Source organism: Calothrix sp. CCY 0018, assembly GCF_963920925.1.
Lineage (GTDB): Bacteria > Cyanobacteriota > Cyanobacteriia > Cyanobacteriales > Nostocaceae > Rivularia.
The window spans coordinates 70815-91423 of the sequence record NZ_CAWUDI010000008.1 but is presented as its reverse complement, the minus strand read 5'-3'; the positions used below and the strand labels follow the sequence as shown (position 1 = coordinate 91423).

Here is a 20609-nt window from a genome sequence, read left to right as displayed (position 1 = left end):
ACCTACAAACCAAAAAACTTTATTTCATCAACAACATTGGCTGAGATTTAACTGCTTTAACAACCTTTGCTTCCTCACCCAAAAAGTAAGCAATTTGATTCCTAACGGGGTCATAAACAATAGAAACGCACCAAGGATGATAGAAAAATGCTCGCTGCGTTCTCATATCTGTTCCCGACATAAAAACACCAATGTTGGGATGAGAATGATACCAGCCAACTATATTTGCTTCTGGATGAGTCGATTTAGCATAATCCATAATTCCTTGCCAAGAATCTGGAGTAAATTCTAAATGCGCTCCGGTTCCAATTGTCGCTGGTGCTGGTACTGCTGCGGTAATTTCTACATATATTCCATGCTCGGAATCGTTATAAGCTTGACCAAAAAGAATACCCCCTTGTTCAACACTTGTATTTGCTTCTAAATGATTTGTAAGTATTGTAAGTGCTGACTGTAAAATATAAACCTGAGTATAGGTAAAATATACTTTTCGTTCAGCTAGAAATTCTTTAATCGGTTTTTCTATTGGCTTATAAACATCTTCACATTCAACCCATTCAATTTGATTGAGTTGAGTTAACACTGATTCTTCCTGATTCATCGGTTTACGCTTCATAAACCGTAAAGGATTTATTACTAAACTTCGTTTTAAATTATTTAAAATCATTCCAAACAATTGTTGACGTTGGTTTTTTATTAGCTTTGAAAGTCTGATTATCTACGGCAAAAAGATGCATATTATTTTCAGCCCAATTTTTAGCGGCACCATTAGCTGGACTTTTCAAATTCAGAACATCTTTGGAATACTGAATAATTTTGCCAATACGAATAACTAATTCAGAAAGATTCTCTGCCATTGTCCAGTAGCTACCAAGACAAACATTTTTATTACTAAAAACATTCGGATGAAATATGTCTGTAATAAACTTAGCTTTTGGCTGATCTTTAGGGTAATTGTTGCCTAAAGTAATTTCTACGTTGTGAGTTGTACGATAAACAGGTTGATTATTTCGTACACTTTCTATTCCTTTACAGCGATATTCAATTTTGTAAATTTCTACTGGTTTTCCTTGAGTTGAAACAATGGCTAAAGTACCCCCGGAATTACCAACAAGTTGAGATAATTCTTTAAAATCATTTTCTAAACGCTTTTCTCGAATACCCATAATTAACAACCAGCCTCTAAAATTGGGTAAACTTCTAAAACATCATTGTCTTGAACTCCTGCTGAAGCAAGGTTTATTGCAGGATCTAACTGTTGCCCTGTACGCTCAACACGCATCGCGTAACTTGTATTTGCTGGTAAATTCCAATTCTGCTGGGTAGTTTGAAGTAACTGCTCTACACTCAATACAGCAGGTAAGTTAACAGCAGCTTTACGAGTTTGATCTGCTGAACGAATAATTAAAGAAAGTGAATCAGACATTGTTCCTCCTATATTTGGCAAAATTGAATTGCTATTAAACCTTTCTCGGTTTTGCAGTGTAGTATTTCGTTCTTGGGTAGACATAATTCTCCAAGGGTAATTGCTTCAGAATCCTTGAGTGAAAGATTGCTGATGACTTCAAAATCTCGTTCGTGACTGCATTTTGGACAAGTTAACTTTGATTCGGGAAATAAACGCAAAGGTGTATTAACTTGCTCTTGATAACCGCAATCTGGATTGAGACATCGCATCGTTTTGATAACTTCGTTTCGCAACCGCAAAATTGGTTCGTAAAATCCACAGTTATCAAGATGCTTAAGAATTTCTTGAATGCTCAAATTTGCATCATGTTTGATACATATTGTTGGTTCGATATTTATCTCATGAGCAATACAATCCTCTTGTCTTTGAATTTGCACTTTAAAAGCCATCCAAGGATTTAAACCCAAAAATACTTTTTCTCCAGGATTTACCACACCCGGTTTATCGTGCAAATATAAAAGAGCTTGCTGCACCTGCATTGCTCCAACTATTGAGGCAATAGTTGCCGTAGTGGGCATTGATGCTTCTGGTATATTCCGTTTCATTCCCTGACAGGAATATCTTTTGTTGCGCCGTTGCCACATCTGTTTAGAAATGCTGCATTCGTAACAAGCAGTAGATTCATGGGGATCGAAAAAGCTTACTTCCCCTTCAGCTACTCCAATACCGCCATTTATCCAAGGAATTCCAGCCCGATAAGCAAGCTGATTAATTGCCCAACGAGCATTAACGCTATCGAGACAACCGATAATCAAATCGCGATCGCGCACATCTCCGATACCCAAGTCAAATTCCAAATCACCGTGAATTGCTTGAATCTCTATCTCTGGATTAATTTCTAAAGCCCGTTTGCGAGCAACATCGACTTTACACAAGCCAACATCCGATTCCCGAAATAAAACAGATCGCGTCAGGTTAGTAATTGATACCGTATCGAAATCAATAACGGTAATATTTCCAACACCCACCATTGCTAGATTCTTTAGTACCTCATTGCCTAAAGCACCCGCTCCAGCAACCAGAATTTTAGAATCCTTAAGCCTGTTTTGATCCCACCAGTCAATTGAGTGATGCCTGTCATAGCGCTTCTCTTCAACTGTTTTTATTGCGAAGGTGTCCATTATTCCACCTGAAAACTTATACTTTTATAGTTCCCAAGAAATACTAAGAAAAATCACTTACTAAAAATAATTATTAGTGTTTTAAAGCACTTAACGTAAAATAGTTGCAGTTTTGCTTTAGCATCAAGCTCAAGCAGCGAAGGTAAATCATAAATTCACCACTCCGATACCTTGATGAGAAACCGGGTTTATTGCAAATAGCTAAAAGCAGAAATAATGTTTTCAGAAGAATAAACCCGGTTTGTTTTCACTTTCACGCGCATTGAAACGAAGCGAATTAAAAGCCCTTAAGTTTAAATATTATAGGGCTTTGCGTAAGTCCTTAAAAATATTGAATTACGATTAGGGAATTAGAAATAGATTTAAATCGGTACAGATGAAAGCTATACTGGTGGAAGTATGCTGCTATGTAAGACTGACTTCTATAAGCAAATTCATAGGAAACATATAAGATAAATAAAACAAAATTCGCAACGCATTATGCTGATTTAAACGCCGATCGTTTCACTATTTTGACGACAAATTAAAAGTGATTTGTATAAATTCATTTATTATTTAATTTATGATTTTTATACATAATGCTTTTCATGTTTTCTCGATTTTGATTTCTGCCATCTATCTAAGGTGATAATAAAAATCGCTTTAAGGATAATTCTTCTCAGTAATTGATTACGGAATCAAGGCAACAATCTGTAGCAACTTACTCTTTAACCTTTGCTGGAAACAAAAATTTACAAAAGATGAGTGATTACTTGATTTTTTTTACTATGGATTTGTAATCTGACAATAACATTTATTATTTTGGAAATAATTTTTACTTATAAGTAAAAAAAAGCTCTAATCCAGCAACCTCAAGGGTTTTGCTAATAAATCCATTAACTGTGATTAACATTTTTGTGTTTCATCATCAGCATATTTAATCTCTAGGAGGTTGCTGAGAAGTTCACAATTTGTTACAAAAATACAAAGAACCTCTAGTAACCTGTACTAAAAAAATGCTTGGCGGACTTACTGGTTTTAAAGATTCTCAAGGCAGCGACTGGGGCGAGCAGATGCTCAATACTGTCGCGAGTCAAACGATTCGCCACTTGTTTACTAAAAGCGAGTCGGTAGAAGTCTTTGTCCGCTGTTATCCCTCCAGTAAGCTTTTGCAAGGCAGTATTGACAGCTTTAAGATGGGCGGGCGTGGTTTGATAATTCGCAAGGATTTCTTCGTTGAGGAGATGTCGTTTGAAACCGATGCTGTGTCTATTGACTTCAGCTCGGTACTAAGCGGCAAATTGCGATTAAAACAACCCACTCAGGCGATCGCTCAGGTTGTGTTGACTCAAGACGGTATTAATCAAGCTTTTAATGCTGAATTAGTGAAAAAGCGTTTGATAAACCTCTCGGAACCAACTTTAACGGAATTGTCTGACGGCGAACCCGTTTCTTTTACAGATGTTCAGGTGGAATTGCTGCCAAACAATCGGTTAAAGATTTTCGCTAAAGCTGACTTAAACAACGGTGAATTAGTACCGTTGAATATGACTGTAAAAGTAGGTATTGAACGGAGACGCAAAGTTTCCTTCAAAAGTCCTGAAATCGACCTGGAGTCGGTACCAGAAGAACAAAGAGAAATTTCAGAAACTTTATGTACTGTATTGGCTAAGATTTTAGATAATATGGTCGATTTAGACCGTTTTGACCTAGATGGAGTAAAAATGCGGCTTAATCGCTTAGAAACAGAAGGTCAAAAGTTAATTTTTAGCGGATATGCCGAGATTGAGCGCATACCACGTACTTAAGTTATGATTCGCGAACAGTTATCAACCCAAATTTGATAATTGTTCCCCACCGTAATTCTTTTAGGAAAGTGTTTATATAATGTCACCAGAGTTAATACCCCCTTGTAGTCAACCAGTCTTCTGGAAGATTGCAGGGGGGTATTTATGTTGGGGAGATGGGGAGAGGGGGAGATGGGGACAAGGGGACAAGGAGAAATTTGAAATATTGCCCCATGCCCCATGCCCAATCCCCAATCCCCCATTTAGTAATTAAAAGCTTATATAAAACCAAGCCTTGAATTGTACAATCAACCGCAGGAGTGTAAAAGGGGAGAGGTATTGTGTCACTCAAATCATCGCCGCAACTGCGACGCGAGTTAGGGGTTGTAGGAGCAACTGTGATGGGGCTTGGTTCGATTATCGGTACTGGGGTGTTTGTCAGTATTGGTATTGCTGCTGGAATTGCTGGTAATGCGGTGATTTTAGCTGTAATTATTGGTGCTTTGGTTGCTATTTGCAATGGACTTAACAGCGCCCAGCTTGCTGCTAATCATCCTGTAAGTGGTGGCTCTTACGAATATGGTTATAAATATCTAAATTCTTGGTTAGGATTTACCGCTGGATGGATGTTTTTGTTGGCAAAGTCTGCTTCTGCGGCTACTGCTGCTTTGGGTTTTGCTGGCTATTTTTTGAATGCGACGGGTTTAGCTGGACGTGGTTTACTGATACCTTTGGCTTTAGCATCTGTATTTGTAATTACGGCTGTTGTTTTAAATGGTATTCGCCGTTCTAATCGAGTAAATATCGCAATTGTATCTATTTCTATTTTTAGTTTAATTTTCTTTGTACTTGGGGGAATTCCGACAGCGATCGCCACGGGTAGGGAAAATCTAACGCCTTTTAATGGTTCGTTTTCTACGGTGCTTCATGCCAGCGCTTTAATGTTTGTAGCCTATACGGGCTACGGTAGGATTGCGACTTTGGGAGAAGAAGCAAAGGAGCCGCGAAAAACTATTCCTAAAGCTATTATCGTGACGATGATAGTGACAATGCTGATTTATGTAGGAGTTGCCACGATTGCTGTCGCGGGGGTAGGGGCAGAAAATCTGGGTAAATCGGCTTTTACGGGACAAGCTGCACCTTTAGAAGTGGCTGTGCGTAGCTTCGGCATTCCCGGAGGAGCGCAAATATTGGCGATTGGCGCAATTTTTGCGATGTTGGGAGTATTGCTCAATTTAATTTTGGGCTTATCTCGCGTCTTGTTGGCGATGGGAAGAAGACGAGATATGCCCAGAATTTTCGCAAGGTTGAATACTACTGGTACAACTCCAACACCTGCTGTAATTGCCGTTAGTTCGATAATTTCTATTTTGGTGTTAATTGGGAATGTTAAAACTACCTGGTCGTTCAGTGCTTTTACTGTCTTGATTTATTATGCGGTTACTAATTTAGCTGCTTTTTCTTTATCAAGTAATGAAAGACTTTATCCAAAATGGCTGTCAATTCTTGGTTTATCAGCCTGTGTATTTCTAGCTTTTTGGGTTGAACCGTTTATTTGGCAAGTGGGTTTAGCGCTGATTGTAGCGGGATTAATTTGGCACGCGGTTGCGAGGATGAAGAATTAGGAGTTTTTCTTTGTTGTTCCCAGTCTCCGGACTGGGAATATATTTCTATAGGCTCTGCCTTGTAATAAACTGGAGGCTCTGCCTCACGTTAGAAGTTCTCAGCCAGAGACTGGGAACTAGTTACTACCTAAAAAAATGTAGAGACGTAGCACGGCTACGTCTCTATGATTTAATGCACAAATCGAATTTTAGAATCAATCTCAAATTTAAATTCTAAAATCCCTGCAATAATTAAAAATTAGAAATTAGCGACCAACACCAATGTATTGGAATCCTGCTCTAATGGTTGCTTCGGGATCGAGGAAGTTACGGCCGTCGATGATAACGGGATGGTTCATTAATTGCGCCATCTTAGCGAAATCGAGACTATTAAACTGATCCCATTCGGTGACGAGTACTAAAGCATCGCAGCCATCAGCAAGTCTTTCTGCATCGGTTTCTACCTGTACTCCAGAAAGACCGTGACGCATACCAGATTGTGAAATAATTGGGTCGTATGCTTTAACTTTGGCTCCCAATCTGTTGAGTTGTTCAATTAAATTCAAGGCTGGAGCATCGCGCATATCGTCGGTATCTGGCTTGAAGGTTAAACCGAGCAAACCTACAGTTTTACCTTTAAGAATCTTCAATGCTTGCTGCAATTTCTCCATTGCAATCAAACGCTGACGCTCGTTAACGCTAATTGTAGCTTTGAGTAGCTGTGCTTCGTAGCCATAGTCATCAGCAGTGTGAACCAATGCGGATACGTCTTTGGGGAAACAAGAACCACCCCAACCGATACCGGCATTTAAGAACTTGTTGCCGATACGGGAATCCAAACCGATACCTTTAGCAACTTGAGTTATATCAGCACCAACGCGATCGCAAATGTTCGCAACTTCGTTAATAAAGCTAATTTTGGTTGCTAGGAAAGCGTTAGCGGCGTATTTAACCATCTCAGCAGAAGACAGATCCGTGCAAAGTACGGGTACTGGGGGTAAAGATTGGTCTTCAGCATACTGACGCTCTACAATCGGAGTATATAGTTCTTTCATCATCGAAAGAGCTTTCTGAGAGTTGCCTCCCAAAACAATTCTGTCGGGGTTGAAAGTATCGTAAATTGCCGAACCTTCGCGCAAAAATTCGGGGTTACTAACTACATCAAAATCACCAGTAGGCAACTTGTCTTCACTAGGTGCGCCACCTGCGGGTACTAATTCTTTTTGACGCTCGGCAATTCCATCGAGAACAATCATTCTCACCCAATCACCAGAACCAATAGGTACTGTAGATTTATTAACGATAACTTTATAACCGCCATTCAAATGACTACCGATACCTTTTGCAACCGCTTCTACATAACGGGTATCGCTTTCACCTGTAGGTAAAGGTGGAGTTCCCACAGCAATAAATAGAATTTCTCCATGAGAAACGCCAGCAGCCAAATCGCTAGAAAACTGAATTTTTCCTGTTTTAATAGCATTTTGCATGATTTCCGAAAGCCCAGGCTCAAAAATTGGCGATTGCCCGGACTTCATTAACTTAACTTTCTCTTCGTTATTATCTATACAAATTACATCATGCCCGACGTGAGCCAAGCAAGCGCCAGTTACCAAACCAACATAACCAGTTCCAATTACGCAAACTCGCATTTTATCTAATCCCTCACTTTTTTAGAGTTGTCCAACAAATTATTAGTAGTCGATATTCCAGAACCCGAATGGGTTCTATAATCAAAAATTTTGAGCAAATAGTATCTTCTACTTAGTGCTGCTATTTACGACTTCTTTGCCAGTAGTTTGTACCCGCTCTCGGAAATCTTCTATAGTCTGTTTTAACCCTTCTTGAAGAGTAATGCTAGGTTCCCAATTTAACAAGGTCTGTGCTTTGGTGATATCGGGGCGGCGACGGCGGGGGTCATCGGAAGGTAGCGGCTCAAATTTAATTTTCACCTCTGGATTAACCATGTTTTGCACGGTTTGCGCTAATTGAAGAATGGTGTATTCATCTGGATTACCCAAGTTAATCGGGCCAATATGCTCTCCATTCATCAAACGCATCAACCCATCTACCAAGTTATCAACGTAGCAAAAGCTACGGGTTTGCGAACCATCTCCGTAGACAGTTAAAGGTATACCTTGTAAAGCTTGGACTATAAAATTGCTAACTACCCGTCCGTCACGTTCAAACATCCGAGGGCCGTAGGTGTTAAAAATACGAGCAACGCGAATATCAACATCATTTTGTCTGTGATAATCGAACATCAAGGTTTCAGCAATCCGCTTACCTTCGTCATAGCAGGAACGAAGTCCAATTGGATTTACATTACCTCTATAATCTTCCTGTTGAGGATGAACTTCTGGATCGCCATAAACTTCACTGGTAGAAGCTAATAAAATTCTGGCTTTTACACGCTTAGCCAACCCCAGCATATTCAGCGTACCCATCACATTGGTTTTAACTGTTTTGACGGGATTGTACTGGTAATGTATCGGCGATGCAGGACAAGCTAAGTGATAAATCTGTGCTACTTCCAACCTAATAGGTTCGGTGATATCGTGGCGAATCAGTTCAAAATACGGATTGCTCAACCATTTGAGGATATTCCGCTTATGTCCCGTGTAAAAATTATCCAAACAAATGACTTCATGCCCATCATTCATTAATCTATCAATCAGATGGGAACCAATAAATCCAGCTCCGCCCGTCACCAATATTTTCATAGTTGACCAGTTAATTACAAATATTTACGTTATTCGATTGTGCTTGTCTTTAGGATACCCAGCCTGACGTAAAAAATAGAGTAAGTACGGATTATTCAAAAAAAAAATTGAACTCGCCTATTTCCCAGTTGATGCAATTCTTACAATCTTTACTTTAAATTTAAATTTATCCCCTTGACAATTCCACTAAGAAAAATAACAAAAATTGTATAGTGACTGTGAAGTATCGTCCAAAAGTTTATCAAAAATTTAATAAGTTAAAGTTATTGTAGGGGACTACATTTATATTGAAGTTTTCAGAAATTTCACATTGGGCATTGAGAATTGGGCATTGGGAATTGGAAGATGAAGAGTATCGGATAAGGAGATTTTAACCTTTAACCTTAGTTACTCGTAACTGGTCACTGATAACTGGTAACTGGTTGACTGCTGGGATAACCGGCTTTCACTGTGGCATTATTGGTACGCTGTGATGGTTCTCCAAGCATGATAATAGAACAAGTTAATTGAGAAGCTAACTGAGTTGTCACATCACTAATAGCTAATCCCCCAGGAATAGTACGATTGCGAATAAAAGGTAAAACTACTAAATCGTATAGTCTGGCTGCTTGCAATATTGCTTGAGCAACATTTTCGTGAGCGATAATTTGAACTTCTGGTGGATTGGATAAACCTAGTTTGGATACTAATAGGGAGAGTTGCGATCGCCGATGAGATATTTTGCTCGAACTAGTGCGGCGATCGCACACGTTAAGTACGGTAACTTGGGCTTGATTTGATTCCCCTAACAAAGTTGCAAGCTGCAATGGCTGCAATATAGGTGCGGTCAAGTTTTCGACTGGTACTAGGATGCGCTGAATTTTGGAAGGTGATTCAACAAGACGGGTAACTGCTACCGGACAATGAGAGGCCCATAACACGCCATCAATTACGTTACCGAATAAACGCGCTTTCAATCCGGTACGTTTGCCCCAGCCCATTACAATCAAGTTTGCCTTTTTTTCTCTAGCAGTTCTACTGATTCCTTGAGCAAAGGCATCGTCTATTCGTAATAATGGTTCTGCTTCTACATCTAGGAAGCGACTTAATGCTGTAGCTTTGTTCAACAATCTTTCGCTTCTTCGCAGCGAGTGTTCTAACTGGGGTGCATCCATGCTCGCTGTCGCAGTGGCTATTGCTAAAGGCATAATTTTGCCTTGAGCTTGATGAGCTAATAATGCAGCCATTTCCATTAAATGTTGCTGCGTCGCAGGATTATAAACGGGTACTATGATGTTAAAAGGGCTATCGATTTGCTCGGAAACTGGTACATACGTTGCTGTTTCTTGCTGCTTTAGTAATGAAGAGTTTAAGCCTCGTGCTGCCCGACTAGTAATTATTGGCCCAATAAATGAAGTTATTAGAACCAAAACTATAACGCTATTGAAAATTTCTGAATTTAATAACTCTGCTTTATATCCTACAAAAGTTACACAGCAGGTAACTGCTACTTGAGGTAGGCTTATCGACCACATTGTTAATACTTCACGCCAATTGTAGCGATAAATTAATTTAGCTAATAATGCCGCAATAAACTTACTCGCGACTAAACCACAGACAAGAGATAGCGTCAACCATACTAAACCCATATCTTTGAAAAAGGCTGGTAAATTCAGCCTTAAACCAAGATCGACAAAGAAAATCGGAATGAATAGCACGGTACCGACAAACATAATCTTTTGTTTGACAGGCCCATCTCCGATAACTTCATTAACCGCTAATCCAGCAAAAAAGGCTGCAATAATTGTTTGTATACCAATTAATTGAGCTATCAAGGCGGCTAAAAATACTGCTGTAAGTACAAATAAAAATTGGTTTCCTTCATCTTCTCCGCTTCTTCGCAGAAATTCTTTGCCAACCCAGTCGAAACCTACCAAAACTACAACACAATAGACGGCCAACCAACCCAGTAATGCAATAGTTTGCCAAATATTAAACTGTTGTAAATGTATTGCAACGCATACAGCCAAGGTCAACAATGTGGCAATATCGGTAAAAATGCTCGCTCCAATTGTTACCCCCACAGCTTCATTAGTGGTTAATCCCAAACGATTAATAATCGGATAGGCCAAAAGAGTATAAGAAGATAGCAAAGAGCCAATTAATATTGAGCTTAACCAATCAAATTCAAAAACTCTTCCGAGTAAAGTTCCTAATAATAAAGGTATGCAGAAGGCAAAACTGCCAAAACCTAAAGCACGATTTCGCTGACGACTCAATTGTTCTAAGTCAACTTCTAAACCTGCTACAAACAATACATAAGCTAAACCGATAGTTGAGAGTAATTCCCAAATCGAATTATCTATCTTGAATAAATTCCAGCCAGACTGACCAATTAATATTCCCGATAAAATTAAACCAATTAATCCGGGTAGTCGCAGTCGTTCAAATATAATAGGTACGACTAAAATAACTACCAATAAAATAGCGAAAGGAATAATTGGTTCGTTTTCAATAAGTTGACTGTATGGTAAGACTGCAATTCGCTCTAAAAGTACCATATTTTATTTATTGCGGACAAAGCAAAAACGTGCTACTTGCTGCTGCAATCGCAGTTATGATGTACAGAACTTTAATGGCTTTTTTAAATATAATTTTAAATATAAGGTTAAATATAAAGAAAACTTGTTACCGTTAAAAAAATCAAAAATTATACTTAGAATACCTTAAAAACTGTATATAAATGAACTACCTACGGATGTATTTGATTCAAAATGAATCGCAGACGGTCGTAGTCGTCTTTAAGCAACACGCTTAAGTAGCGTCCAGCTTCAACTAACCATTGTCGATCGCCTTTGCGTAACTTGTATACATCCCGAATTGCTGCTGCGCTCAAAGCTTCAACTGGGGCACCATTAACCGAAAGCAAGGTTTGTAAAAAATCAAATTTTTCGGTGAATTTTAGCACCTCTTCTGATTGGCATCGATGAACCGCTTGATGAATCTGGGGCGGTCGAGGTGGTAAATACTGATATATTTGATTACCTTGCACCTGCTCAAATCCAACAATCGCGGCGCGGAATTCAGTTTTGAGCATGGCGAATATTTGAGGTTGTTCCTCTCGCAAATCTTGCAGGGATAAACCTAAAGCTACAGGTCTATGTACGGAATCTATAGGCATTGTGGTTGCATGAAATACAACAGCAAAAACTTTATTCGCTGATTCTTCATCTACCGAACACACCCAGCTACCGAAAGGAGGCATTGCTGGGAAGCTCAAATCTTCTGGGTCTAAACACTGAGCTAAAAAATCACAGCTAGCAGTTTCAATCACTTCGGCAAAGTGATTGGGGTGACGATTGTTGTTACTAAACTGCGGTAAAGGAAGGCGCATAAATAAATTAAGTTATGAGTTATGAGTTATGAGTTATGAGTTATGAGCTAGGAATTATCAGTTAAAGAATAATAACAAATAATAAAAAAACTCTTAACTCTAACTCGTAACTAATTTATTATCCAGCTAATAGCTTTTAACCTTTTTTGCGTCCTGCTGTGGGGTCTACAGGCTCTAACTCACTGAATCTGAAGGTAATCAATTTATCCCAATTACCACCTTCAAACAGTACAGCTACCTTACCATCGCTGACTCGTTGCACAAGCCCTTCAAAACGGTAATAGGTATCTGCGGGGTTTTTAACGCGAACGGTTGCTCCAGGCAAAATCATAATACTTACTCTTTTCAATTATCAATTATCAATTATCAGTTATCAGTTATCAATTATCAATTATTAATCTCCAGACTGCGCTAATACTCATAAGCATTGCATATTATTCTTACACAGAGAAATTAAACCCATAACGATCGGGCTTTTAGCTAGTTGCTCGTCGTTGTTCGCCTTCTAACTAGTTATTGATAATTGTTCATTGATAATTGTTCATTGGTTGCTAATACTTATTAAAGTTGCGAAAGTTCGCTACCGATTCAACTAAGCCGATGGCTAAAAAGTTAGCTAACATTGCCGAATTACCATAACTCATAAATGGTAGAGGGATTCCCGCTACTGGTGCTAAACCTATTGTCATTCCAATATTAACAGCCATCTGGAACACAATCATTGCCAAAACGCCAATTGCTAATAATGAGCCGAAATTATCTTTAGCCGTCAAAGCAACGTGGAGTAACCTTTGACAAATTAAGCAAAATACTAGCAATAATACCAAACTGCCGATAAAACCAAATTCTTCGCCAACCGCCGAGAAAATAAAGTCGGTATGTTGTTCGGGAACGAAATTTAATTGAGTCATTGGACCGTTAAACGGACCCCAACCAAACCATTTTCCGGCACCAATGGCGATACGAGATTGAATCAAGTGATAGCCGGTTCCGAGGGGATCTAGTTCCGGATTCAGAAATGAGGTGATTCGACCTTTTTGATACTCTTTAAGTACGTGATTCCAAGCGAAAATTCCTAATTCTCCACCCAAAAGATTCAAAGCTAAGGCCCCTATACCTCCTAAAGCAAATCTTTTGCCAGGAAGCGTCAAGAAGCCTAACAAGCCCATAGCGAACGACCAAATCAAACCCAAAGGTGTAAAAAATATCCATTCAGCTACCACCATTGGTTCGGACCAAGGCCATGAAATACTAAACAAAATCGCCGCTACTACTGGAGAAATTAACAGTACTAACCAGCCGGGATTGGCATTTGCCCAATACAGCATTGCTAATACAATCGCGGCAAATACCAATGATGTTGCTAAATCTGGCTGCAAAAATACTAATGCCCAAGGAACTGCCGTTACTGCCAAAGCCCGGAAAAAGTTGGGAAGACTTGAAGCCGTGCGCTTGTGTAACAGTGCGGCTAGGGTAATAATTACTCCGATTTTGGCAAATTCCGACGGCTGCACGTTGAAACTACCAATACTAATCCACCGTTGCGCCCCTTTAGCACTGACACCTATTGCCATTACTGCTATTAGGCTGGCGTTGGTTAAAGCATAAGTAACCCAGTGCCACTGTCGGAGAGCTTCATAACGACTGCGGGCTATCAATAACACGATCAAACAACCAACACCCGCCATTGATAAGTGCGACAACCACTTAGTTTCTGCTTGGCTTAATTCCGTACTGAAAATCATAAAGCCGCCGAATATGCTGACGGCGATGGGCAGCAAGAATAGCAGTAAGTCTACTTGATGCCAGGGCTTAAATAAAGACTGCCAGCGATTTCTGTTTCGTGAGTAGCGTGACTTTTTTAGTAACATCTAATCTTGTTAATAACTGAGCGATTAAAATACTTGATAATTGCGTATGAATATCTTTATTCTCAGTACTCAGCACGCCACCCAGACAGAAATACATTTCCATTTTATGTCAAGGCAGCTACTGATACTTTTCCGGCGATCGCCAAAGCAATTTCTGTTAAAGCTTTTGCTGAAGCTGAATCTGGATCGGCTACTACTATCGGTACACCGTTGTCTCCACCGACTCTTGTAGATATTTCCAACGGTACGCACCCGAGTAGAGGTACTTCCAACTCGGCGGCTGTTTTTGAGCCACCACCAGAACCGAAAATATCATACTGTTTATCAGGCATATCTGGGGGTATAAAATAACTCATATTTTCAATAATCCCCAAAACTGGTACATTCAACTGCTGAAACATCCGCAAGCCTTTACGAGAATCTAGTAAAGCTACGTTCTGTGGTGTAGTGACTATAACGGCACCGGCGATCGGTACTGATTGTGTCAATGTTAACTGGGCATCACCCGTCCCCGGAGGCATATCTACAATCAAGTAGTCGAGTTCTCCCCATTCCACTTGATATAAAAACTGGCGAATAACTCCATTCAGCATTGGCCCGCGCCAAATTACGGGCTGATCTCGGTCGATCAGAAAACCCATTGAAACTAATTTGACTCCATGATTAAAGGCAGGTTCCAAGATTTCGCCTTTTTCACCCTGACTGACTTTTATTTGCGCGGATTCGAGTCCTAACATTGTCGGGTCGTTGGGGCCGTAAATATCGGCATCGAGCAAACCTACTTTTGCTCCTGTTTGAGCTAAAGCTACTGCAATATTTACGGCAACAGTACTTTTACCAACACCGCCTTTACCGCTAGAAACAGCAACAATATTTTTGATCCCAGGTACGCCATTACGGTCGGGTAAGCTTTTCTGTTGCGGTGTTTCTGCCGTAACCTCTACCGATACATCAGTAACCCCAGGAAGTTTATTAACAGCTTTTTCACAATCTTCAACGATAAATTCTCGTAAAGGGCAAGCAGGTGTAGTCAAAACCAAAGTGAAGCTAACCTTGCCATCTTCGATTTTGACATTGCGAATCATATTCAGTTCCACCAGACTTTTACGAAGCTCAGGATCTTGAACTGGTCGCAATATTTCTAGAACTGAACTTGCCGAAAGAACATTTTGCATAGTATTTGCACTCTTAATGTTGAAAACTTATTTAACAAAAAATATTATCTAATTAATTGGGCATAGGGGATAGGGCATTGGGCATTGGGGGATAAGGAGATGGGAAGAGATGGGGACAAGGGAACAAGGAGAAAATAATTACTCGCGACTCCTAATTCCTAACTCCTAAGTCTAATGCCCAATTACCAACTACCAATTACCAATCCCCCATTCCCTTTTCAAAATAATTCCGATTGCAACGTCGATTTCCTTTTTCCGGATACTGCCTTAATTGCGGCTTCTTCAACGGCTTCGATTAAAGCCCGCGCTACTTTGTCTGCATAAGGACGAGAAAAAGACCAAACCAAGGGAGACAGCCAACCGCGTAAAGTAACCGAATAAGACAAACAACTACCGCAAACTGTGGACTCTATTTTGTAACTAATTCGTTCTTCTACGCCGGGGATTGCTAATACTCTCACGCTTAACAGTTCCCTGGGATTGACGCGCTCGACAAAAATGCGGATTGGAATTGGTGAAAGACGGGTAACTGCTTGATAAATCAATCCTGGCTTGGGTACTAATCCGTAAGGTACGTTAGTACTTTTAAATAATGGGTGCCAGGAAACATCTGCCAAGTCAACAACTTTATGCCATATTTCATCTACAGAAGCAGGACTAATTTCTCGATAACTTCGCACCAGAGAAACGCAAACTCGACGACGCTTGCGGTTGATAAATTTTGATAACCAACCTTGCATTCTCTTAATCCTCCCGGCTACACACCGAATCTGAGTTTGTCTACCGTCTTTGGGTTTGTTGGGTAACTTTTACTAGTTCCAGTTTAAGAAATTTTCGGAGCTTTCAAAAAATCGTTACCTGTGGAGTTTCTTCATACAGATTGGATAAACTGCTTTTATTATTTAGCTGATATTTCAAGCTGCATAAATATTCTTTAAGGCAAGATTTAAGAGGCTGTATTGTGCTATGCGAGCAAGATTTTTTTTTGTTAATTTTCCTTTTAATACATTAAACAAGATGCTAATATCTTCTTCCTCCAATAGGAAATGCGTGCTTATTAATGTAAGCTACGATATAGATTCTTGACTTTATTTAGCCACAATTTTAGATAAAAGGCTCTGTATAAAAGCAGTTACAGCAATTCAAGTCAGGTTTGAGTATAGAACTACAAAACCCTTATTCTCGATCGCCACTAGATAAAAGTATTCTATGCCTTCTTGAGTTAATGCCCCTTCACAGCAGCCGCTTACAGGATATTGTTACAGAATTTAGTCTCTATATTAGAATACTCAGATAAAAAAGTTGCAAAAAGTTAACCAATTTAAAAGCGTATACCTATTTGAGGCAGAATAAGTTTATCTACGTTACCGGAAAATTACGTGCGTGAGATATTTACATTCCATCCCAATGATTCGGGTGAAACCTGAGTGCGGGATTTAATACTCAAATAGTTCTGCTCGCGGAAAAAATAGAAATCGTTATTTAGGTTCAGAAAATATGTTGACATCGCCAACCTCCCCCAAATCGCCTTCTTCTCAATCTTTACCGCCATCTGACGCTAAGGCTAGAGTCAGTGCTTTTATGAAGCAGTTACAAGATCAAATTTCTCAATCTTTAGCTGAAGTGGATGGCGCGGGACAATTTCAAGAAGATAGTTGGGAACGTCCCGAAGGTGGTGGAGGGCGATCGCGAGTTTTACAGGAGGGTGCAATTTTTGAACAAGGTGGTGTAAATTTTTCGGAAGTTTGGGGAACTAAATTACCACCTTCGATTATTGCAAATCGTCCGGAAGCCGAAGGACATAAGTTTTATGCGACGGGAACTTCAATGGTGCTACATCCCCGCAATCCTTACGTTCCTACCGTTCATCTGAATTATCGCTACTTTGAAGCTGGCCCGGTTTGGTGGTTCGGTGGTGGTGCGGATATGACTCCTTACTATCCTTTTGCCGAAGATGCAATGCATTTTCACGAAACTTATAAACAGGCTTGCGATAAGCACCATCAAGAATATTATCCGGTGTTCAAGCGCTGGTGCGATGAATATTTTTACCTCAAGCATCGCGATGAAACCAGAGGTGTCGGTGGTTTATTCTTCGATTACCAAGACGGAACTGGTGCTTTGTATCGCGGCCCTCATGCAGATAAAGCAGCAGCTGAGTACAGCAATGAAATTGGCGAACTACCTACTCGTAGCTGGGAAGAAATATTTGCCTTTGCCCAAGAATGCGGTAAATCATTTTTACCAGCTTATCTGCCAATTGTGAAAAAAAGACATCCGATGGAATATAGCGATCGCCAACGAGATTTTCAGCTATATCGTCGGGGTAGGTATGTAGAATTTAATTTGGTTTACGACCGGGGAACCATTTTTGGTTTGCAAACCAACGGACGTACTGAGTCCATTTTGATGTCCTTACCACCCTTAGTACGCTGGCAGTATGGGTATCAGCCAGAACCAGGTTCCCCAGAAGCCGAATTGTACGAAACCTTCCTCAAGCCTCAAGATTGGGTTAACTGGAAACAGAGACATACCTAAATAATGTGAGCTAAACTACTAAAGATGCCATTTGTGCAAGGTGACAATTGAGGCTGTAGCAAGTTAATCTCTAGCTACAGCATTAATTATTCTTGTTACTGATGAAACACCCTGTTTTCATATATAGGGAAATACGATAGTAACTATAGATTAGCGTTATAAATTTCACCAGTATTTTGCAGAAATAGCTGTATCCAATTAGTAGTTAGTTTGAAGAGTGCTAAGGGAAACCTTTATGATTCATATAGAACAAAAAAGTTATACAACTCAGGACGGAAAAACCGTCATCGTTTTATCGCCTACTGGTCGTTTAGACATTACCACAGCTTGGCAGTTTCGTTTGAAGCTACAGGAATGTATTTCTAAACTCAGCCCCCATGTAGTTGTAAATTTAGGACAGGTAAACTTTATTGATAGTTCTGGTCTTACTTCTTTAGTTGCTGGAATGCGCGATGCGGACAAAGTAAAGGGTAGCTTCCGTATTTGTAACGTACATCCAGAAGCGAAATTAGTATTTGAAGTAACAATGATGGATACCGTATTTGAAATATTTGAAACTGAAGAGGAAGCTTTAGAAGGTGTACCTCGCAGTATTGCTAGCTGAAACTTTTTTAGTACTGTTACAGCTTGGTGTAGCGATAAGGACCTAAAATCGCTCCCCAAGTTGCTTTTCGCGTTTCTGGATCGATTCCTTTGTCATAGCTGAGAAATTCCTTTTGGGTTGCTTCAAATCCTAAAGAAACTTCTAGAGTCTTACCAGCATAATCAAACGTGCAGCGATTATCTGGTATAGGTTTTGCAATAAATTTGTATTGGTCTTGAGCTAGGATTTCTGTATTTAGACTCAAAACGCATCCCGGTAGAATATCGATTTCTTCAGTAGTTAAAGCCTCAAGTAATGTATAATTGCGACCTGCACCACGCCATGCATTTGGGTCTTTAAACATATAATACTGAACTTTAAATTCGGCATCAGCGCTACTAGGTGTAATCCGCATGATTCGCTGACGGTAAGGTTGTTCTATATTGAGAATATTTGCTTGCTCGGCAAATAAAGCTACACTGTCTTCCCCAAATAAAGAGACAGGTCTTTGCCACATCAGCAAATTAACGTACCAAGCAGGTTCTGACATTGCTTGTTGTTTATTCTCAAACTCACCCGCCAGGTATTGGGCTAAGATACTTAAATGTGGTGAAGAAGTCATAAACACTTTTTAAAGATTAAACTAATATAAATATGGGTTGATTATATAGGGAAAGGGGTTTGTATTTTCTATTGCCATACTTAAAATATGGTTGTGACCTTTTTTTTACAGCATGAAACAGTCATTTGTAAAACTGTAATTGCTTCTAATCGGCGAGTAGGATGCATTTTCCGTAGTAATTGTTTCTTAACCATTACTTGGCAAAGTTGCCTACAAGCGCGAGAATAAGTTTACATTGCCCTTAAAATTAATAAAAATTTCTTCGTGAATAACGTCCGTACCGTTTCTGAAACAAAAAGAACTTTCTACAGTCTTCACACCCGTCCAATCAATACGATTTATCGTCGGGTGGTAGAAGAGTTAATGGTAGAAATGCACCTACTTAGTGTAAACGCCGATTTCAAATACGACCCCATTTATGCTTTGGGTGTTGTGACCACTTTTGACCGATTTATGCAGGGTTATAAACCCGACGAAGACAAGGAATCGATTTATAATGCTTTGATTAAGTCTGTGGAAGAAGATCCACAGCAATATAGGCAAGATGCTCAACGGTTGGAGGAATTAGCTAAAAGCATACCGGCAAAAGATTTAGTTGCTAATTTAAGCGAAAAGCGTTTGGGTAATGATTCCGATTTGCAAGCACTATTAGAAAGCATTGCGAATAATCCTTCATTCAAATACAGCCGTTTATTTGCGATTGGTTTATATACTTTATTGGAATCGTCAGATCCAGAAATGGTTAAAGACGAAAAACTCCGCAACGAAGCTTTAAAAACTATTGCAAATAGCTTGAATTTATCTGAAGATAAACTGAGTAAAGATTTAGATTTATACCGTTCAAACTTGGATAAAATGGCTCAAGCTGCAATAGTAATGGCTGATATGGTTGCAGCAGATCGTAAAAGACGCGAGCAACGCGCTCAGAATTCCGAGACTAAAGTTGCACCTCCCTCTCAAGAATGAACCTCAAGATTTTAGATTTTAGATTTTGGATTTTAGATTTTAACAACGGATGCGTTTCTTTTGGATTTTGGATTTTGGATTTTGGATTTTAAATTAAAAATAAGTCCCTAATTCAAGTAGAAGATAATCTAAAATACCCAAATCTTAAAATCTTTAATTTAAAGCATAAAATCTGGAGTTGGTAAGCTGCTTTTTTAAAGAAAGAGAACAATCCAAAATCTAAAATGGACTAAACTGATTTCTCGATTACTCGTGAAGAAGTTAGGAGGTAAATCTTGATTTATCGCTCCTAACTTTTGAGATCAAAAAGGTAAAATATGGTAAATTATGCTGCTAACAAATGAGAGTGTTAACGCTCCCATTATTGCGCTCCAAATTCCGTAACGCAAGCGAAATCCTTGTACTAGAAAAGCTGCAAGACCGAAACAAATAACCGAAATAATAAAGGTAAACAAGCCTTGAAATAAAGTCAAGGTTAGAACATTTGGTATTAGAAAAAATAGACTGAAGATTGGTCTAACTAATACGTTAATAATACCGAGAACAGCCGCAGAAACAAAGCTTTTATTTAGAGAATCAACTTCAACTCCTATCAATGGAATTTTGCTAATAATTAAAAAGCTGACGGCTGTTACTAACCAAGCAACTAAAAGCGCAATGATATTCATTTAAAAAACTCCTGTGAATTTAAGGTTAAAAGTTAGGAGTGAGGAGTTAGGAGTTAAATAATTTTAGATTTTGGATTAAAATCTTCACCCCATCACCCCATCACCCCATCTCCCCTTGTCTCCTCCTCTCC

Annotated in this window: 19 protein-coding genes; 5 read left to right on the top strand and 14 right to left on the bottom strand. The window is 39.4% G+C overall.

Going from position 1 to position 20609, the window contains the following annotated elements; translation table 11 throughout:
• Positions 1–19: 19 nt before the first annotated feature.
• The 4 genes from ACM03V_RS08020 to ACM03V_RS08005 are packed head-to-tail and all read right to left on the bottom strand — an operon-like array spanning position 20 to position 2589.
• The gene (locus tag ACM03V_RS08020) at positions 20–667 is read right to left on the bottom strand and encodes a Mov34/MPN/PAD-1 family protein (RefSeq protein ID WP_414620243.1); all 648 of its coding nucleotides are present in this window, start codon (positions 665–667) and stop codon (positions 20–22) included.
• A complete protein-coding gene (locus ACM03V_RS08015; protein ID WP_414620242.1) occupies positions 654–1166 on the bottom strand; it encodes a ubiquitin-conjugating enzyme E2 in 513 nt (170 codons plus the stop codon). Before ACM03V_RS08015 ends, ACM03V_RS08020 begins: the two co-directional genes overlap by 14 nt.
• 2 nt (positions 1167–1168) lie before the next feature.
• Positions 1169–1426 carry a hypothetical protein gene (locus ACM03V_RS08010; protein ID WP_414620241.1) on the bottom strand — a complete coding sequence of 86 codons (258 nt, stop codon included), beginning with the start codon at positions 1424–1426 and terminating at the stop codon, positions 1169–1171.
• A gap of 8 nt (positions 1427–1434) precedes the next feature.
• Positions 1435–2589 (bottom strand): HesA/MoeB/ThiF family protein, encoded by a 1155-nt coding sequence (locus ACM03V_RS08005; RefSeq protein WP_414620240.1) that lies wholly within the window; start codon positions 2587–2589, stop codon positions 1435–1437.
• A gap of 995 nt (positions 2590–3584) precedes the next feature.
• Here ACM03V_RS08005 and ACM03V_RS08000 point away from each other — a divergent pair.
• Entirely contained in the window at positions 3585–4376 is a 792-nt protein-coding gene (locus ACM03V_RS08000; protein WP_414620239.1) for a DUF2993 domain-containing protein, read from the top strand.
• 320 nt (positions 4377–4696) lie between these two features.
• Positions 4697–5980: an APC family permease gene (locus tag ACM03V_RS07995; protein ID WP_414620238.1), complete on the top strand. Its 1284-nt coding sequence runs from the start codon at positions 4697–4699 to the stop codon at positions 5978–5980.
• Between the two features lie 245 nt (positions 5981–6225).
• Here ACM03V_RS07995 and ACM03V_RS07990 read toward each other — a convergent pair whose 3' ends face one another.
• From ACM03V_RS07990 to ACM03V_RS07955, 8 genes are all read right to left on the bottom strand, one after another.
• On the bottom strand, positions 6226–7611 hold the full coding sequence (locus ACM03V_RS07990; protein WP_414620237.1) for a UDP-glucose dehydrogenase family protein: 1386 nt from the start codon (positions 7609–7611) through the stop codon (positions 6226–6228).
• 108 nt (positions 7612–7719) lie between these two features.
• On the bottom strand, positions 7720–8682 hold the full coding sequence (locus tag ACM03V_RS07985; RefSeq protein WP_414620236.1) for a UDP-glucuronic acid decarboxylase family protein: 963 nt from the start codon (positions 8680–8682) through the stop codon (positions 7720–7722).
• 401 nt (positions 8683–9083) lie between these two features.
• On the bottom strand, positions 9084–11222 hold the full coding sequence (locus ACM03V_RS07980; protein ID WP_414620235.1) for a cation:proton antiporter: 2139 nt from the start codon (positions 11220–11222) through the stop codon (positions 9084–9086).
• Between the two features lie 191 nt (positions 11223–11413).
• Positions 11414–12055: a hypothetical protein gene (locus ACM03V_RS07975; protein ID WP_414620234.1), complete on the bottom strand. Its 642-nt coding sequence runs from the start codon at positions 12053–12055 to the stop codon at positions 11414–11416.
• Between the two features lie 136 nt (positions 12056–12191).
• The gene (locus ACM03V_RS07970) at positions 12192–12386 is read right to left on the bottom strand and encodes an NAD(P)H dehydrogenase subunit NdhS (RefSeq protein WP_414620233.1); all 195 of its coding nucleotides are present in this window, start codon (positions 12384–12386) and stop codon (positions 12192–12194) included.
• A 220-nt stretch (positions 12387–12606) separates the two neighbouring features.
• Positions 12607–13926, bottom strand: coding sequence for a rod shape-determining protein RodA (gene rodA / locus ACM03V_RS07965; protein WP_414620232.1), 1320 nt, complete (start codon positions 13924–13926; stop codon positions 12607–12609).
• Positions 13927–14030: 104 nt separating this feature from the next.
• Positions 14031–15101 (bottom strand): Mrp/NBP35 family ATP-binding protein, encoded by a 1071-nt coding sequence (locus tag ACM03V_RS07960; protein WP_414620231.1) that lies wholly within the window; start codon positions 15099–15101, stop codon positions 14031–14033.
• Between the two features lie 218 nt (positions 15102–15319).
• Positions 15320–15841, bottom strand: coding sequence for an SRPBCC family protein (locus tag ACM03V_RS07955; protein ID WP_414620230.1), 522 nt, complete (start codon positions 15839–15841; stop codon positions 15320–15322).
• 757 nt (positions 15842–16598) lie between these two features.
• Here ACM03V_RS07955 and hemF point away from each other — a divergent pair.
• Together hemF and ACM03V_RS07945 are read left to right on the top strand one after the other, a co-directional pair.
• Positions 16599–17639, top strand: coding sequence for an oxygen-dependent coproporphyrinogen oxidase (hemF, locus tag ACM03V_RS07950; RefSeq protein ID WP_414620229.1), 1041 nt, complete (start codon positions 16599–16601; stop codon positions 17637–17639).
• Positions 17640–17874: 235 nt separating this feature from the next.
• Positions 17875–18243, top strand: coding sequence for an STAS domain-containing protein (locus ACM03V_RS07945; protein WP_414620228.1), 369 nt, complete (start codon positions 17875–17877; stop codon positions 18241–18243).
• A gap of 16 nt (positions 18244–18259) precedes the next feature.
• Here the strand turns inward: ACM03V_RS07945 and ACM03V_RS07940 are convergent, their stop codons facing one another.
• On the bottom strand, positions 18260–18844 hold the full coding sequence (locus ACM03V_RS07940; protein ID WP_414620227.1) for a chromophore lyase CpcT/CpeT: 585 nt from the start codon (positions 18842–18844) through the stop codon (positions 18260–18262).
• 264 nt (positions 18845–19108) lie between these two features.
• On the opposite strand from ACM03V_RS07940, the gene psb29 reads away from it, so the two are divergent.
• Positions 19109–19810, top strand: a complete 702-nt coding sequence (psb29, locus tag ACM03V_RS07935; protein ID WP_414620226.1) for a photosystem II biogenesis protein Psp29 — start codon at positions 19109–19111, stop codon at positions 19808–19810.
• 302 nt (positions 19811–20112) lie between these two features.
• Here psb29 and ACM03V_RS07930 read toward each other — a convergent pair whose 3' ends face one another.
• Complete coding sequence (locus tag ACM03V_RS07930; protein ID WP_414620225.1) at positions 20113–20478, bottom strand: phage holin family protein; 366 nt, start codon at positions 20476–20478, stop codon at positions 20113–20115.
• Positions 20479–20609 lie beyond the last annotated feature (131 nt).

What these genes read in the sequence shown, in the direction of transcription:
- ACM03V_RS08020 (WP_414620243.1), bottom strand. Translation starts at nt 667, where the DNA reads ATGATTTTAAATAATTTAAAACGAAGTTTAGTAATAAATCCTTTACGG.
- ACM03V_RS08015 (WP_414620242.1), bottom strand. Translation starts at nt 1,166, where the DNA reads ATGGGTATTCGAGAAAAGCGTTTAGAAAATGATTTTAAAGAATTATCT.
- ACM03V_RS08010 (WP_414620241.1), bottom strand. Translation starts at nt 1,426, where the DNA reads ATGTCTGATTCACTTTCTTTAATTATTCGTTCAGCAGATCAAACTCGT.
- ACM03V_RS08005 (WP_414620240.1), bottom strand. Translation starts at nt 2,589, where the DNA reads ATGGACACCTTCGCAATAAAAACAGTTGAAGAGAAGCGCTATGACAGG.
- ACM03V_RS08000 (WP_414620239.1), top strand. Translation starts at nt 3,585, where the DNA reads ATGCTTGGCGGACTTACTGGTTTTAAAGATTCTCAAGGCAGCGACTGG.
- ACM03V_RS07990 (WP_414620237.1), bottom strand. Translation starts at nt 7,611, where the DNA reads ATGCGAGTTTGCGTAATTGGAACTGGTTATGTTGGTTTGGTAACTGGC.
- ACM03V_RS07985 (WP_414620236.1), bottom strand. Translation starts at nt 8,682, where the DNA reads ATGAAAATATTGGTGACGGGCGGAGCTGGATTTATTGGTTCCCATCTG.
- ACM03V_RS07980 (WP_414620235.1), bottom strand. Translation starts at nt 11,222, where the DNA reads ATGGTACTTTTAGAGCGAATTGCAGTCTTACCATACAGTCAACTTATT.
- ACM03V_RS07975 (WP_414620234.1), bottom strand. Translation starts at nt 12,055, where the DNA reads ATGCGCCTTCCTTTACCGCAGTTTAGTAACAACAATCGTCACCCCAAT.
- ACM03V_RS07970 (WP_414620233.1), bottom strand. Translation starts at nt 12,386, where the DNA reads ATGATTTTGCCTGGAGCAACCGTTCGCGTTAAAAACCCCGCAGATACC.
- rodA (WP_414620232.1), bottom strand. Translation starts at nt 13,926, where the DNA reads ATGTTACTAAAAAAGTCACGCTACTCACGAAACAGAAATCGCTGGCAG.
- ACM03V_RS07960 (WP_414620231.1), bottom strand. Translation starts at nt 15,101, where the DNA reads ATGCAAAATGTTCTTTCGGCAAGTTCAGTTCTAGAAATATTGCGACCA.
- ACM03V_RS07955 (WP_414620230.1), bottom strand. Translation starts at nt 15,841, where the DNA reads ATGCAAGGTTGGTTATCAAAATTTATCAACCGCAAGCGTCGTCGAGTT.
- hemF (WP_414620229.1), top strand. Translation starts at nt 16,599, where the DNA reads ATGTTGACATCGCCAACCTCCCCCAAATCGCCTTCTTCTCAATCTTTA.
- ACM03V_RS07945 (WP_414620228.1), top strand. Translation starts at nt 17,875, where the DNA reads ATGATTCATATAGAACAAAAAAGTTATACAACTCAGGACGGAAAAACC.
- ACM03V_RS07940 (WP_414620227.1), bottom strand. Translation starts at nt 18,844, where the DNA reads ATGACTTCTTCACCACATTTAAGTATCTTAGCCCAATACCTGGCGGGT.
- ACM03V_RS07930 (WP_414620225.1), bottom strand. Translation starts at nt 20,478, where the DNA reads ATGAATATCATTGCGCTTTTAGTTGCTTGGTTAGTAACAGCCGTCAGC.